Annotated in this window: 12 protein-coding genes and 2 pseudogenes; 12 read left to right on the plus strand and 2 right to left on the minus strand. The window is 31.1% G+C overall.

Going from position 1 to position 15,217, the window contains the following annotated elements; genetic code table 11:
- The 3 genes and pseudogenes from MWH25_RS11195 to MWH25_RS13215 all read left to right on the plus strand — a co-directional run.
- On the plus strand, positions 1–260 hold a 260-nt coding region (locus MWH25_RS11195), incomplete at its 5' end, for a transposase (protein ID WP_248627741.1).
- Between the two features lie 285 nt (positions 261–545).
- A complete protein-coding gene (locus MWH25_RS11200; protein ID WP_248627742.1) occupies positions 546–860 on the plus strand; it encodes a transposase family protein in 315 nt (104 codons plus the stop codon).
- 124 nt (positions 861–984) lie between these two features.
- Positions 985–1,182, plus strand: a pseudogene (locus tag MWH25_RS13215) (transposase); the annotation flags it as partial.
- 311 nt (positions 1,183–1,493) lie between these two features.
- Here MWH25_RS13215 and MWH25_RS11205 read toward each other — a convergent pair.
- Positions 1,494–2,549 carry a PocR ligand-binding domain-containing protein gene (locus MWH25_RS11205; RefSeq protein WP_248627743.1) on the minus strand — a complete coding sequence of 352 codons (1,056 nt, stop codon included), beginning with the start codon at positions 2,547–2,549 and terminating at the stop codon, positions 1,494–1,496.
- 827 nt (positions 2,550–3,376) lie between these two features.
- Here MWH25_RS11205 and MWH25_RS11210 point away from each other — a divergent pair.
- The 3 genes and pseudogenes from MWH25_RS11210 to MWH25_RS11215 all read left to right on the plus strand — a co-directional run bounded on the left by MWH25_RS11210 (position 3,377) and on the right by MWH25_RS11215 (position 5,381).
- Positions 3,377–3,790 (plus strand): hypothetical protein, encoded by a 414-nt coding sequence (locus tag MWH25_RS11210; protein ID WP_248627744.1) that lies wholly within the window; start codon positions 3,377–3,379, stop codon positions 3,788–3,790.
- Between the two features lie 45 nt (positions 3,791–3,835).
- A pseudogene (locus MWH25_RS13220) lies at positions 3,836–4,044 on the plus strand (GGDEF domain-containing protein).
- Positions 4,045–4,307: 263 nt separating this feature from the next.
- Entirely contained in the window at positions 4,308–5,381 is a 1,074-nt protein-coding gene (locus MWH25_RS11215) for an HD-GYP domain-containing protein (protein ID WP_248627745.1), read from the plus strand.
- 14 nt (positions 5,382–5,395) lie between these two features.
- On the opposite strand, the gene MWH25_RS11220 is transcribed toward MWH25_RS11215, so the two are convergent.
- Positions 5,396–5,599, minus strand: a complete 204-nt coding sequence (locus MWH25_RS11220) for a hypothetical protein (protein WP_248627746.1) — start codon at positions 5,597–5,599, stop codon at positions 5,396–5,398.
- A 524-nt stretch (positions 5,600–6,123) separates the two neighbouring features.
- On the opposite strand from MWH25_RS11220, the gene MWH25_RS11225 reads away from it, so the two are divergent.
- The 6 genes from MWH25_RS11225 to MWH25_RS11250 all read left to right on the plus strand — a co-directional run bounded on the left by MWH25_RS11225 (position 6,124) and on the right by MWH25_RS11250 (position 15,082).
- Positions 6,124–6,501, plus strand: a complete 378-nt coding sequence (locus tag MWH25_RS11225) for an alpha-helical endospore appendage domain-containing protein (RefSeq protein WP_248627747.1) — start codon at positions 6,124–6,126, stop codon at positions 6,499–6,501.
- 373 nt (positions 6,502–6,874) lie between these two features.
- Positions 6,875–8,665 (plus strand): MotA/TolQ/ExbB proton channel family protein, encoded by a 1,791-nt coding sequence (locus MWH25_RS11230; RefSeq protein ID WP_248627748.1) that lies wholly within the window; start codon positions 6,875–6,877, stop codon positions 8,663–8,665.
- A gap of 11 nt (positions 8,666–8,676) precedes the next feature.
- Complete coding sequence (locus MWH25_RS11235; protein WP_248627749.1) at positions 8,677–9,402, plus strand: OmpA family protein; 726 nt, start codon at positions 8,677–8,679, stop codon at positions 9,400–9,402.
- Positions 9,403–10,207: 805 nt separating this feature from the next.
- Positions 10,208–12,157, plus strand: coding sequence for a sigma-54-dependent Fis family transcriptional regulator (locus tag MWH25_RS11240; RefSeq protein WP_248627750.1), 1,950 nt, complete (start codon positions 10,208–10,210; stop codon positions 12,155–12,157).
- A 267-nt stretch (positions 12,158–12,424) separates the two neighbouring features.
- The gene (locus MWH25_RS11245; RefSeq protein WP_428832825.1) at positions 12,425–13,576 is read left to right on the plus strand and encodes an iron-containing alcohol dehydrogenase; all 1,152 of its coding nucleotides are present in this window, start codon (positions 12,425–12,427) and stop codon (positions 13,574–13,576) included.
- Positions 13,577–14,299: 723 nt separating this feature from the next.
- Positions 14,300–15,082, plus strand: coding sequence for a YdcF family protein (locus MWH25_RS11250; protein ID WP_248627751.1), 783 nt, complete (start codon positions 14,300–14,302; stop codon positions 15,080–15,082).
- The last annotated feature ends 135 nt before the right edge of the window (positions 15,083–15,217 follow it).

Below are 15,217 nucleotides of genomic sequence, written 5' to 3' on the forward strand. Positions count from 1 at the left end.
GAGAGTCTCACGTACGGTGTGAGGAGGGGGAAAAGCCAGAGATAACACCAAAGGCTTACCTATCTCTATTAATTAAAATTGATACATTCTTCCCTTCAAGTCAACTTTGTAGCGAATGTGGATACCAAAATAAAGAAGTTAAAGATTTAAGTGTACGTGAATGGGAATGCCCGAAGTGCCATTCAATTCACGATAGAGATATAAATGCTAGTAAGAACATTTTGCAACAAGGTTTACAACTAAAATTAGCTAGTAGATAGTTTCTATACCGTAGGGCGTACGGAAATTTAAGCCTTTGGAGAACTTGTAAGACCAATTTGCATTTAATCCTTGAGATTAACTGTAAAAAGGCTAGGTTCTATAAATGAGGAATCTGCGTGGGCTTGCCCCGCAGAGCGTCAAGATAGTTATAATTTTGGGTCTCTGACTAATGTTGTGAGTAAAAATATGTAAAATTAAAAAATAAAAATGTATTTGGCAAGCTTTCTCTAATTATTTAAGTAACCACAACTTAAAAATTAAAAAAGAGAAAGGAGCTTAACCAAATGCAACCTTATAATATCATAAAATTACTTGATTTACCAGATCTAATTGCTACTGATTTATTAATTCTAGATGATGTATATGTTTTTATAGCAAAATCTAAAAAGAAAGAATGGGAATGTCCTAACTGTGGCTCTATCACTGACAAAGTTCACGATCACAGGTGGCAAAATATAAAGGATATTCCCATTAGAGATAATCAAGTTATAATTAGGATTGAAAAGAAAAGGTATTGCTGTGATAATTGTAATAGCAATCCATTTAACGAAGATTACACAAGCTTTGATAAAAAACCAAGAGGTTGGAATCATATATAGTAGAGTTAGCCCAAAGAAGAGACTATACAAGCATAGCAAATGATCTAGAAGATCTAAGTATTGATGAATTTTCAATTCGCAAAAGGCATAATTATGCTGTGCACTTTCTGTTTCAAAAGAAAAAGAATTAATTGCTATACTTCCAAGCAGAAAGAAAGATAATTTAATAGATTATTTTGAACAAGAGTGGTCAGAGGAAGCTAGAGAAAACATAAAAGCTATATCCATGGATATGTGGGGAACTTATAAATCAGAACGAATAGGATATGGAGTAACTAATTTAGAAAATCTAAGAGATAGAATATTTCTAGCTTTTATGTAAAGTGAAAATGAAAATGAAAATAAAGCTCAACACCCATTGTAATTATTTTACAATGGGTGTTGATTACAATGAACTGAATTTTTCATAACATTAATTAAAGAGCCTTTATTTTTCACAAAAATCGAAGAAGAACCTTTTTTAATGTAATTATAGTGATTTAAAATAGTAAAATTCTAGTGAACTACCTCCGAGATAAACAACGGAGGCTTCAAAAGAAGTGTGGTATTTAAGTTTCCGCTTAATATTTAGAACCATTCATCCCCTAAAATAAGCATAAGAGATTTTCTGAGTCTATTCTATAAAATTAGTGCTTAATTATTAGCTAAATGTAATAATTCTTCTGACATTACATTTATTTCTTGAATATTAGATGTAATCTCTTCTATCCCTGCGGTCTGTTGCTCAGTTGCAGATAATGTTGCATTTCCCATTTCTACAATTGTACTAATTTTAATTTTTATATTGAAAATCAGTTCTTTAATTTCTTCAACTATTTTTTTAGAATTCTCCGATAACTCACGTATTTCATTTGCAACTACATTAAAACCATTTCCTAATTCTCCAACTCTTGCAGCTTCTATAGAAGCATTTAATCCTAGTAAATTAGTTTGATTAGCAATTTGATTAATGAAATCAAGGACTTTGTTAATTTCATTAGATATTTCTTCTACATCTTGAATTCCATTATTTAGTGAGTGTTGATTATCATTAACTTCATCTGCTGCTGCAGCCATCTGTTCTGTAGATGAAGTTATTTGAGAAATACTTTCGTTTAGCATATTAGCCATTTGCTTTAATCTGTTTTGTTGATACCAAATTGTTGACATATTATTTGCTACAATGAAAAGAACATTAGCTGCTGCCTGAATACGTTCTTTTGTTAGTATGTTTACTTTTTTTACAGCATCAACATATTCGTCTGGATTAACATTTATTTCACCTGCTATTTTGCGATATTTTTCTTCCACAGGTTGATCAGTTAAAATTTGTCCTCCTAGTATTGTGCCAATATGTTTTTCTTCCACCATGATAGGAACTGCAAAATCAATCAATCCTGCATGACATTCATAAATTACCGGACAACCTTTTTTAATAGCTTCCTGTCCACCTGTTCTATGTGATTTGGCACAACGTTTTTCACCTATTTCAGTTGAGTTAGTATAATTTTTGCAAAACCTTGTGTAAGAACTTGGCTTAGTAATTGGATTACCTTTTAAATCAACCGTTACACTAGCCAAATTCATTCCCTTAGCGAAGTTATCTTGAAATTCTTGTAAAAAATCAACATCAATAATATCATTAATATTCATATAAGTATTATTTTTTTCCTTAATAAAACTTTCATTGGTTTTATTTTCATATCCCATATAAATCACTTCCTTTCTAAAATTTAAATGTTTATACTAGTATTGCAAGAAATTGATCTAAAAAAGTCAAATTGAAAATACCACGATTATAGTTGATTAAATAGAAAAAAACTCCTTATAATTAGGGTTAGTATAGTCTTTTTACAAAAAATAATTAATTTAAAATCTATTAGTACATCAAACCTTTCCAGATCACTTAGAGAATTAGCTCCAGTTTATTTAACTAAACTCTTCAAGAATTTAGTTATAAAAAAAACTATAGTAAAACACGGTGCTTAATATTTATAAGCCACTGAAATTGCTTATAAAAAAGATAAAGAAACCACCTTCCCGTAGTTCAAAAGGTAGAAGGAAGATGAATTATGACGAAATCTTTAAATTCACATTATAACAAGTGAAAGAAGGTGATGTTGAACATCTTCTTTTAGTATTGGATGTATGATCCAGTAATACTTTAATAAAAATATCTGTTTGAAAAATGTGAATAAAGACTATCTTTAATATCTAAATACTCAGTAATTAATAATTTGTACTAATACTAGTGATTTGACTTTTATGCAATGCTAGTAAATTAATTTCTATACTAACTATCAAAATCCTTTTAGATATTAAAATTCATCACTAGTATTCTCCACTTTACAAGTTGATAGTATTGGATGTGGTGTTTTTGAATACTCAGTAAATCCTAGATTAGCTGCAATTACGTCAAAAACTGTTTCGAAGCAAATCTCAGATGAAAAAGTTATAAGGCACATAGAAGATATGATGATATTACAAAATTTAAGAAGATTGATAATCATTTTACTGTAGTGCTTATATCTCCGATTGTGGGAAAAGGTAATGTTTTGGGGCATGGTATAGTTGTCTTTTCAATTGATGAATTTATTGATTCTTTGAATGAAGGAAGAGTTAATTATAGATTAATAACAGATAAGAAATCGGATGTTCTAAATAATATAGAGTATAATTCTTTAAACAATATTGATGAGCAATATTTTTATGCTTATAAGCTTAGTGGAATAAGAGATGGTTTAATCTGCAAGATAGATGATGCGGTATTATTTGAAGAGACGAATAAGACTCAAAAATCGATTATTGTCTGTATAATCATACTATTTGTTATCTCTGTTATATTAAGTCATATTTTTATAGTCAGAAAAACAGATAATATAATCTCTCAATTGGATTATATGTCATTTCATGATACTTTGTCAGATCTGTATAAATATAAGATTCTTTGAGAATGAGATAAGAAGATTAAATAATTCAAGAGAGATACAATAGCTATAATTACTGGTGATCTTGATGGACTTAGGTATATTAATGATAATTATGGGTATAAGGTCGGAGATAATTATATGAAGAAGATTGTAAAATATTTGATTCAGCTACTCGAGATGAGGATGTAACTTCTAGGATAGGAGGAGATGAATTTGCATTAATTCTAACTAAGACGGATAAAGCTGCAGCTAGAAAGAATTTAATTGATTTGTAACAAAAAAGTTGTAAAGTTGTATTATAATAGTTTTTGATGGTTAATTTTAGTAAGGTTAAGAGTAGATTATCAGGTGCAAAATTACTATTTTTTTGACATTTTATAGATTTATTACATCAAATTTGCAGGAGTTTGATGTTTTTTCTTTAATTAGTAATCTAATAATATCAATAATTATAGGAAATAATATTTTCTTCCACAATAGCTTTTTCAAATTATATAAATTAACTAAAATTTTTATGTTCAGAATAAGGAGTGGTTTCTTGAATATATTAGCTAAAATCTCTGAGATCAAAGAAGCTGACATTTTAGGAAAGACAATTTATACAGCTGATGGTAATATTTTATTGAATGAAGGGGTAAAATTGACTAAAAAAAACATTAGCAAACTTAAGAGTTTAAATATTAAAAATGTATATATCAAAAAAGAAAATTTGAATAGAAAGGTATTTCATGTAAAAGAGATTGTCCCTGAAGAGGTAAAAAAAGAAATAATAACTTGTGCTAAAAGTTATTTAAATCAAGCCGGCTCTGAAACTGATAAGGTTGATGATTCAGATCGCAAGCAAATTCTAGATTTAATTGATAATGTGATTAATCTGATTACTAAAGATGATAAGTTGTTTTCTAGTCTAAAGGACGTGCGTAAATTAGAAGATGAGTTATTTTTTCATTCAACTAATGTAACTATTTTATCATTACTAATTGGTAAAAGGATGGATTATTCTGATAAACAGCTGAAAGAATTAGGGATAGGAGCTTTTTTACATGATATTGGAAAGGCTAAAATTCCAGCTAAAATACTTCATAAACCAGGTAAGTTAACTGATAAGGAATTTGAAGAAATAAAAAAACATACTACTTATGGTTATAAAATTTTAAAAGAACATGAAGAAGTACCTGATGTCTCAGCAGAGATAGCTTATCAACATCATGAAAGATGTGATGGCTCAGGCTATCCAAGAGGGCTTTCAGCGGCGTATATAAGAGATTATGCTAAGATAGTTTCTATTGTAGATGTTTTTGATTCCATGATAAATGATCGAGTCTACCGTGAGGGGATAAAGATTCCTGAGGTTATAGAGCATTTATATGTTTCAATTAGCGAGAAGAAAGTACATAGGAAAATAGCTAGTGTTTTTTTGGAAATAATAACCCCTTATCCAATCGGAAGTATAGTTGAATTGAGTATTGGACATAAAGCTGTAGTGACAAAAGTAAATGAAAATAATAAATTAAGACCGATAGTTACAGTTTTAGATTTGATAGGTTTGGATAAATCATTGCAGATTGATCTCAGTAAAAAGACAAACATCATGATTACAAACGTACATTAATAGTTGACATTTCCCTAGTATTTTCCTATTATCACGAATGAGTTTTCCTTAAAGCGGTGTTTATCAAGTAAGTTGTCGTATTTAACTAAAAATTTCTTTGAATACCTTCCAGTTAGAACTCCAATTGGTTTATCTTTTTTAGCTATACCTTGAGATATGGTTGCTTTTCTAATTGATTTTTTAGAGTACTGGGTATTTTCTGTTTCCCCAAACTTCATGAGTAATTATTAATCTGCTAAACATATTAACAATTAAGTAAAGCTTAAAGTGTTCACCTTTAATAAAAGCATTAAGCTAAGTTATATCCTAATTCCAAACTTGATTAGACTCAGTAGCTATATGAGTTGGAATTTCTCTTTTAACAGGCTTTTTAGATTTGCTTCTATGAGTATATAATTTTTCTTCGTTTAAGACTCTGTAGAAAGTTGATTCTGATGCAATATATTTACCGTTATCAGCTAATTTAGGTACAATTTTCGATGGTGGAAAGTCTGCATATTTCTTGCTATTTGTGATTTCAATTATTTCTTTTCTTTCTGATTTTGTTAATTTGGTTTTAGAGATTTTCTTTCAATTAATGGTCTCTGTTCTTTTTTAACACTACCATACGATAAATATCTTAACACATAGGGATATCAATTCAAATTAAATATTTATTAAGTTTAGTGATATTTAGCCCAACTTCTTAATAGAATATAATGTAAAATAATAAATTTATTAACATAAAAAGGGGTTGGATATTATGTTTGAAGAATTATTACCGCAGAAAAAAGATAGAGAAGAGGCAATCACCGATGTTTTAGAATCTACTGCTTTAGCTAGAACAGCACTTGCTCAGCTAGTTAATGCTGAGGCTGAAGAGTTAAAGAAAGTAGTAGATATGGAGCAGATTAATCCTGAAAAATTGATTGAATTTCAAGATAGCATAGCTCGCTTAATGAAAACTGGAATAGATTTACAAAATTTATTGCGAGCTGATTTGGAAGATATTTTAGCATTGGAGCAACCTGATACTGATCAGCAGGAGGATGTATTGGAGGTAGAAGAGGAGATAATTGAAGAAGTAGATGATGATAAGAAGACGATTAAGAAATTAATTACGAAAAAGAAGAGGGATTAGATTTTTAAGCAGGGGAATTATTCCTCTGCTTTTTTATTTTGAGTAGAGATTTGTTACAATAATGTCGCACTTTTATGCCACATTATTGAGTTGACAGTGTACAGTGAACAGTTTACAGTTAAGATCAAAACCTTAAAAGCTTAAAACTTCTAAAAACAATTAGGACTATGGGTTTAAAGTGATTTTGATTTAAGATTTTAAGGGTTTTAACTGTCAACCGTCAACTGTAAACTGTTTTTAATAGATTCACTTTTTACTTAGTCACTTACGACCAAAAATCCAATAAAATATTCTAATTCTAAAATAATTACCATAAAGAATGAATATAAAATAGATAAAGATGGTCAATTAATTAACTAGAAAGGAGTTAATAATGCTATATTTTATTCAAGGGCTCTTTAGTAACTTGATCAGTTTAACTGTTTTTTTAGGACTTTCCGTATTATTAATTATTGATTTAGGGGTTTATGGTAAGATATTTAAAGAATTAAGTTCATTGAATCAAAAGATTGATAGAGGAGGATTGAATCAAGGGGTAGTTAAAAGGTTAGTAGTAGAATATAAAGAGATATTAGGGAATTCACTAACCCAGGTAAATACTCGTTCATTTATTGAATCTTATTTTGCTGATTATAAAGTAGAAATCGGAAGAAGGTCTGACTTAGGAACGGAAGGTTCTTTTTTGACATTTCCAGTTGTAAGCTCATTAACTTTTATTCAGAAGTCTATTTCTTTTTTTATTTTAGTAGGAGTTTTAGGGACATTTATTGGTTTATATTATTCGTTAAGCCAATTACCGACTACAGATATTAATTTAGAACAGTTTGGGTCGGTAATGTCAGGAATGCAGATAGCTTTTAATACCAGTATTATAGGAATGTTATACTCATTAATTGTTAATTTTGTAACTAAGCTGTTTAATGCTGAGGAATTACTGACAAAAATTATGTTAAAGTTAGAAAATCATCTTGATAACCGAGTTTATACTGCTAATCTGCAACGAAATCTATTTACTGAATCGATCGATCAATTACAAGAAGCATTGACTACTACTTATACTAATTCAATTAATCAGCTGCGAGGAGTGCTAGAAGATATTTATCAATCGATGAATAGTTTTGAAAACTTTTCTGCTGAATTTGAGCAAGGAAGAGAGCATATGAATCAATTTAATTATCGGTTAAATAAAAGTATTGAAAAATTTGATATAATTCAGCAGCAATTAAAAGAGACTTATCAGCATGGTAAAGACTTTAATCAGCAATTTAAGGTTGGGCTTGATGATTTGAATAATAATTTTGCTTCATTATTTAAGGTGTTTGATAATTTACAAGAAAAACAGCAGAGTTATTTGAAGTTATTTAAAGAACAGACTGAAATTCAAAATAAAAGTAATCAAACTCTCAAGGAAGAACTTGGGCTGTTGAAGAGGTTGACAGAGAAGACAGAAGATAGTTTTAAAACTTATACTGAACGATTTAGTGAGACAATAGGAGAATTAGAAAATGCTATTGTAGAAGAGAATGAATCACAAAGTCAGTTGTTAGATGATTTGATTACAAAATTAAATGATTATTTAGCGGAATATAGTCAAGAATTTAAGAAACAGAGTCAATATTTAGAGCAGCGGCAGGATGAAGAGAGTAAGTTGATAATGGCTTGTGAGAAGATTAATCAGACTAATGGAAAGTTAATTTATAAAGTAAATAACTTAGCTAAGACATTAGATCAAAGTACGTCGGCTAAAATCAACAAGTTAGAAAGAATAATGAATAACTTTAATCAAGTTCATAGTAAGGAATTGAAAAATGTTTTGGAAGAGTTTAAAAATTATATAGAGATAACAGAACGGTTAATTGATGAAAAGTTTGAAGATATAGATACTGTATTAGGTAATTTCTTAAGTGATATTGATTTTAATCTTAATGATCTAGAGTTAGCAATCAAAGATTTAAATACAGCAGTTTATGAATTAGCTGAAAATATGAATCAAAATAATCAGTTTAGTAGTGAGTTAAAAGAATTATTTACAACTTCAGAAGAAGAATCACAAGAAAATCCAGAAGAAAATGAAGGAGAGCAAGAATTAGAAATATCTGGTGATATAAATGTATTGACCTCACAAGAGTTAGAAGAATATTTAAAAGATAGTCAAAAGGATTAAAGGGTGAGTATATGTTAAATAAGAATAGACGGATTTTAAGTTCAACAGCAGGGGAGGAGAGTTTTTGGCCTAGTTTTACTGATTTACTGACTACAATTATTTTAGTAATCCTGTTATTTTTAATTATTACTTTATTTATGAGACAGTCACAATTGTATCGATTGGAGCAGCAACAGGATCAATTAGATTATTATCAGAGGCAGATTGAACAATTAATGGGGGTTAGAGCTGAGATTGTAAGGGATATAAGTCAAACTTTTGCCCAATCTGATCTGGATATTGAAGTTGATCAGCAAACAGGTGCTATTCGCTTTAGTGGTAGTGTTTTATTTGAGTTTGGAAAAGATACGATTCAACCACAGTTCAAAGAAGAGCTGGAAGAGTTTATCCCTGAATATATAGATGTTATTTTGGCCCCGGAGTATCGAGAACATGTTTCAGAGATTGTGGTTGAGGGTCATACTGATGATGTTGGTAGTTATATGTATAATTTAGAGTTGTCTCAGCAGAGAGCCCATAGTGTAGTGCGTTATATTTTGAGTGCTCAGTTTCCTGAGTATGATTATAAAGAATTGTTAAAGGAAAGAATTACAGCTAATGGTAGATCGAAGAGTAATTTGATTACAAACCAAGATGGTTCGGTTAATCGGGATAAATCACGCCGGGTAGAATTTAAGTTTCGGCTGAAGGATGATGAATTATTGGAGGAGATGTTAGAAGTAATTAATAGTGGCTAAGAGGGAACCTGCTAGCTTTTTATAAAATAGCTTAAGTTTTAAGGCTAAGGAAATGGGGGAACCTCATAAACTTAATATCAATTGTTTGTAGGAATTAACGATATTTTGTTAGAATATATATAAGGGGTTCAATAAAGTTTTTAAAATTTCTAGATAAAAGACTAATAGTTTTCTTCAATGTTATATCTTCTTTTAATGTTCTAGCAAGATTACTTAATAAAGTAGTTTGGCTTTGGGTTTAGATATATATCCAGTAATTTTATTTGAAAAAGCTGATGATTTTGTTTAAATTGCTAGATAAGTCTGTTATAATTGATCATAGTGAAATAATCTTCTCTTTGGTTTGGTTTTGTTTGCAAACTGAGCATACCAAATTTAGGAGATTATTTCACCTTTTTTGATTAATTCAAACGTTTAATTAACTATATTTAAAAAATGGGGAAACTCTATTAATTATTGATGTCCAACTTTAAAGTGAAATTATGTGTCACTTTTGATATTCAGAAACGGTAGGGATAGTCACAGAGACCTGTCTTTACTAAAAAGTATGCTTAACGAAAAGTGCCACTTAGTAGCAATTAACTTTAATTTTACAGTTGGATGACTGTAAAGCGGACAAGCTAAATTAAAGTTTATCAGTATATAAATTTAGTACTTTCAACTAAAACAAGATATTGGTAATTGAAAAAATTAGCTATCTGCACAGCACTGTAGTGATAGGCTTTAATTTAGCAAATGGTTTTTATTACGGAAAGTCTAATAAGACTTGTAAGGAGAGCACTATACTAAAAAAAGGGGGGGAGATATGAAGGGGAATGATAAACGGAAGTTAATTACTGCCTGGAAGAATTTTATTTTAAATGGCGAAGTTGAGGATGAAATTGATCCTGAAATCGGTCGCTCATGGCAAAGGTGTACTGATTATCAAATTGATCCCTTTGCTAATAATAAAACCTATGTCTTGCAACAGAACAATCTTCAGGAAAAATTAGAAAAGTTTAGTAATTTAATTAGAGTAGCTACCCCTATTATGAAAGAGCTGTATCAAGCAATAAAAGGTTCCAATTTTGCTGTGATTTTAACTGATAAGTGGGGCTATATTCTGAAGGTTATTGGTGATAGTAACTTTGAAGAAAAGGCAAAAGATATCTATTTGATTGAAGGGGCCAACTGGGCTGAAAAGCAGCAAGGAACTAATGCTATTGGAACGGTAATCGAAGAGTTGTCACCGTTAACTGTCTATGCTAGTGAGCATTATTCTGAACAGAATCATTTTTTGACCTGCTCAGCAGCACCAATATTTAATGCCCGGAATGAATTTATTGGTATTCTTGATATTTCGGGGAATTATAAATTGGCCCATGCTCATACATTAGGGTTGGTAATGGCTGCAGCTAGATTGATTCAGAATAGATTATTAGTCAAGGATATAGAAGAAGATCTAGTTCTCTCAGAAAAGAAACAAAGCTTAATTTTAAATTCTGTTGATCAGGGATTATTTAATCTTAATCGTGAAGGAATAATCACTCAGATTAATCAAAAAGGAAGTCAGGTTTTGGGGTATCCGCCTCAAGACTGTATTGGGAAGAGGATTGAAGATTTTTTTCCAAATTCAACTGTTGATTCTTTATTAGAATCGGTTAAGGCAGAGCAGACAGAAGAGATGGTCTGGAATTTGAAAAAAGAGAAGTTTCAGCTTGCTTCTAAGGCTAAATTAATCTCTAATGCTGCCGGAGATGTTACTGATGTAATTATTGAAGTTAAAGATTCTGTATCCAAAAAGTCAGCAATTAAAAAACAGGTTAAGACTAATTATTCTTTTGCAGATATTATTGGTCAGAGTGAAGCTATAACGAAAGTTATTGATTTAGCCAGCAAAGTTGCAGTTAATGATTCTTCTGTATTGTTGCTAGGGTCAAGCGGAACAGGAAAAGAATTATTTGCTCAAGCTATTCATAATAAAAGTCCACGTCGGGATAATAAATTTGTGACATTAAATTGTGGGGCTATACCAGATAATCTAATCGAAAGTGAATTATTTGGCTATGAAGAAGGAGCTTTTACGGGGGCTAAAAAGAAAGGGAGAGAAGGGAAATTTCAATTAGCAGATGGAGGAACCATCTTTTTAGATGAGATTGGGGAGATGAATTTAAGTGCTCAAGTTAAATTACTGAGGGTATTGCAAGAAAATGAGGTCTCTCCAGTAGGAAGTGATCAAGTAATTCCTGTTAATGTGAGGGTCATTGCTGCTACGAATCAAGATTTAAAAGAAAGAATTGCTAAAAAAGAGTTTCGAGAGGATCTCTATTATCGCTTAAATGTAATTGAGATCAAGTTGCCTGCTTTAAAGGAACGGGGAAATGATATTATCATGTTAGCTGAGAATTTTATTAAGAAGCATGGGCAGCTATTAGGAAAGAGTCGGATTAAGATTGAACCAGAGGTGGAAAAAGCCTTATTGAATCATGATTGGCCCGGTAATGTGCGAGAATTAGAAAATATAATAGAGAGAGCATTGAATTTAGTAGAAGGCAATCTAATTAAAATGAATCATTTACCAGATTATTTACAGGGAGATACGATTAGAACTAAGCCTAAAAATAAACTCTTGTCTTTGCAGGAAGCAGAAGTAGAGGCAATAAAGAATGCTCTACAATATTTTGATGGTAATATAAGCCAGACTGCTGACTGTCTTCAAATTGCTAGAAATACTCTCTATCGGAAGATAGATAATTATAATATTGAACTGGAGTGAGTGTTATTTTTTCTAACACTGTTCTAAATTTGAACATTTATAATTTCGATTTTCTTTCGTTATTGTGCTGAAATGGAATAAGAACGAACTACTTAGCGTGATAATTAAAAAATTATTACTCTAATTTGAAGTAGTTAAGTAAAAATTCCCTTTGAAATCAATTATTTAAGTCAAAAAAAATAATAATCATTAAATTCTGATAATTGGAATGATAGTTGCATTTATATTTAAGTGTCAGAAAGTTAAAGTTATAATAATTGGGAGGGGATTAATATTATGAAAGAAACTTATGGATTTTTCATGCCGTCAGTTAATGTAATGGGAGCAGGATCGGTAGAAGATATTGGGGGACTGATTAAAGACAACAAAGGAACGAAAGCATTAGTAGTAACAGATAGTGTATTAGTTGAAATAGGGATTGTAGAAAAAGTAACACAGCATATTGAAGAGGCTGGTTTAGAATTTGTTGTATTTGATGGTGTACAACCTAATCCAACAGTTAGTAATGTAGAAGCTGGATTAGATCTTTTAGAATCTGAAGATTGTGATATTGTAATTTCTCTGGGTGGAGGTAGTCCACATGATTGTGCTAAAGGAATTGCATTAGTTGCTACTAACGGAGGTTCAATTAAAGATTATGAAGGTGTTGATCAGTCAACTGAACCGATGATGCCTTTAATAGCTGTTAATACTACAGCAGGAACTGCTAGTGAGATGACTCGTTTCTGTATTATTACTGATGAAGAGCGTCATGTTAAGATGGCGATTGTTGATTGGAGAGTAACACCTAATGCATCTATTAATGATCCGGTTTTAATGATGAAAAAACCACCTGCTTTAACTGCAGCTACGGGAATGGATGCTTTAACTCATGCTGTTGAGGCTTATATGTCTACTATTGCAACTCCAGTGACTGATTCAGCAGCATTAATGGCTATTAAGTTAATTTCAGAAAATTTAAGAAATGCTGTTGCTAATGGAGATAACTTTGAAGCTAGAGATAATATGGCTTATGCTCAATTTTTAGCAGGTATGGCATTTAATAATGCTTCACTTGGTTTTGTTCATGCAATGGCTCATCAATTAGGTGGGTTTTATGATTTGCCACATGGAGTTTGTAATGCGATTTTATTACCACATGTAACAGAGTATAATTTGATTTCTAACCCACAACGTGTAGCTGATATTGCAGAAGCAATGGGAGAAAATATTGATGGATTATCTACTAGAGATGCAGCAGATAAGGGAATAGATGCTATCAAAAAGTTATCTATAGATATAGGTATTCCAGCAACATTAAGTGATATAGAAGGTGTCAAGAAGGAAGACTTCCCTACTTTAGCAGATGCTTGTAGTGCAACTAACCCAAGAACTGCTACTAAAGAACAAGTTATTGATATCTACAATGCTGCATATTAATTAATATGCAGAAGTAGTTTATTTATAGAAGCTTGAACTGAAAGAGTCGGAGTTAAATACGAGTTAGATGGTTAACAACAATTGAAGATGGTCAGAATTAAGGTACAAGAAGATAATGAAGTGACCATCTTCCCACCTTCTGGTGGGGGATGATAACTTAAGAGATATATTAAACTCTATCTTTGTAATTACAAAGATAGAGTTTTGTTATTGAGTAGGTTATTTTTATTGTGAATCTCTCCATCTAAATTAAAAATTCAGAAAATTTATTACGGAAAGTCTTTGACTTGTAGGGGGATTCTTTCCTAATGTGGTTAACATCAATAATGGTTTGGGAGTACCATTAGTCTTACGACACCCTGAATATTTTACACAAATAGGGTTTGGTATTCGTAACCTCCAATATTCACTTTTGCAATTTACAGGCAAAGTCTGTCAATGTTTCACTACAAGGGGTCGAACCTACTGTTGGTATGTTGATTACATAAAATATTTACTTAAATTCATTATAAAAGTTGACAGTAAAACTAATTTTGAGTAAAATTTTATTACAATAATGTGGTACTTTCAGTGCCACAGGAATCAGCAATCAGTAAAACCATAAGATCAAGTTCTTTAAAAGTTCTTGAATTAAATGGTTTTGAAGTTACTGACTACTGATTCCTGATTCTTGACAACTATTGATATAAAGCTATGCTTTATATCAATTGAAAGGAGGAAAAGATGGGCTTTTTTATTGTTAAATTTCTATCGAGTTTAATGTTACCACCGGGACTATTTATTTTATTATTATTGATCTCACTCTTATTTTTACACCTAAAAAGAAAAGAGTTTTCTTTGACTCTAAAGAGTAAAATAGTTCTACCATTAGTTGTCTTATTAGTTTTAATCTATGGTCTAAGTTCTTACTGGGGGGAGGTGCTCTTAGTTAGGTCATTAGAACAGAGATTTGCTCCTATTGCAGAGGAAGAGTTGTTTGAGAGAGAAGATACTGTTATAGTTGTCTTAGGAGGTGGTGTAGTACGAGGAACACCACTGGGAGAAGAGCTCGGAAATACTACCTTAACTAGGCTACATGGTGGATGGCAGTTACATAATCAGACTGGCTTTGATCTGGCTGTTAGTGGTGGAGTACCACCAGGAGTTGAAGGTTTATCGGAAGCAGAGATAATGAGGGATGTCTTAGTTGATTGGGGTGTTGTTGAAGAGCAGATAATTACTGAAAGAGAATCCTTGAACACTTGGATGAATGCGGCTAATATTACTGCTTTGCTTAGGGATGAATATGATAGGATTATTCTTGTCACCAGTGCAACCCATATGACTCGCTCGACCTATTCTTTTAGAGAGCATTGGGCGGCAGATTTAGTAGTAGCTCCTGTAGATTACACCTTTGATACTGAATTTAATCTACTTAGATTTATTCCGAATCGCTTTGCATTGGATAAGTCATTGCGGGCTTTACATGAATGGTTGGGTTTGGTGTGGTATTATTTTAGGACATGATGAATTTTAAATGGGTAATGTAGATATAATAAGTGTATAGTTATTCGCTTTAAAGTTGAATTTTATTACAATTATGGTGTGATCTGTTGCGATATGAAAAGTATCGCCTAGTATTGTGAAGACAATCTACAATAA

It is taken from the genome of Natroniella acetigena (assembly GCF_023227745.1).
Taxonomy (GTDB): Bacteria; Bacillota; Halanaerobiia; order Halobacteroidales; family Halobacteroidaceae; genus Natroniella; species Natroniella acetigena.

What these genes read in the sequence shown, in the direction of transcription:
- MWH25_RS11225 (WP_248627747.1), top strand. Translation starts at nt 6,124, where the DNA reads ATGTTTGAAGAATTATTACCGCAGAAAAAAGATAGAGAAGAGGCAATC.
- MWH25_RS11200 (WP_248627742.1), top strand. Translation starts at nt 546, where the DNA reads ATGCAACCTTATAATATCATAAAATTACTTGATTTACCAGATCTAATT.
- MWH25_RS11205 (WP_248627743.1), bottom strand. Translation starts at nt 2,549, where the DNA reads ATGGGATATGAAAATAAAACCAATGAAAGTTTTATTAAGGAAAAAAAT.
- MWH25_RS11250 (WP_248627751.1), top strand. Translation starts at nt 14,300, where the DNA reads ATGGGCTTTTTTATTGTTAAATTTCTATCGAGTTTAATGTTACCACCG.
- MWH25_RS11240 (WP_248627750.1), top strand. Translation starts at nt 10,208, where the DNA reads ATGAAGGGGAATGATAAACGGAAGTTAATTACTGCCTGGAAGAATTTT.
- MWH25_RS11230 (WP_248627748.1), top strand. Translation starts at nt 6,875, where the DNA reads ATGCTATATTTTATTCAAGGGCTCTTTAGTAACTTGATCAGTTTAACT.
- MWH25_RS11220 (WP_248627746.1), bottom strand. Translation starts at nt 5,599, where the DNA reads ATGAAGTTTGGGGAAACAGAAAATACCCAGTACTCTAAAAAATCAATT.
- MWH25_RS11235 (WP_248627749.1), top strand. Translation starts at nt 8,677, where the DNA reads ATGTTAAATAAGAATAGACGGATTTTAAGTTCAACAGCAGGGGAGGAG.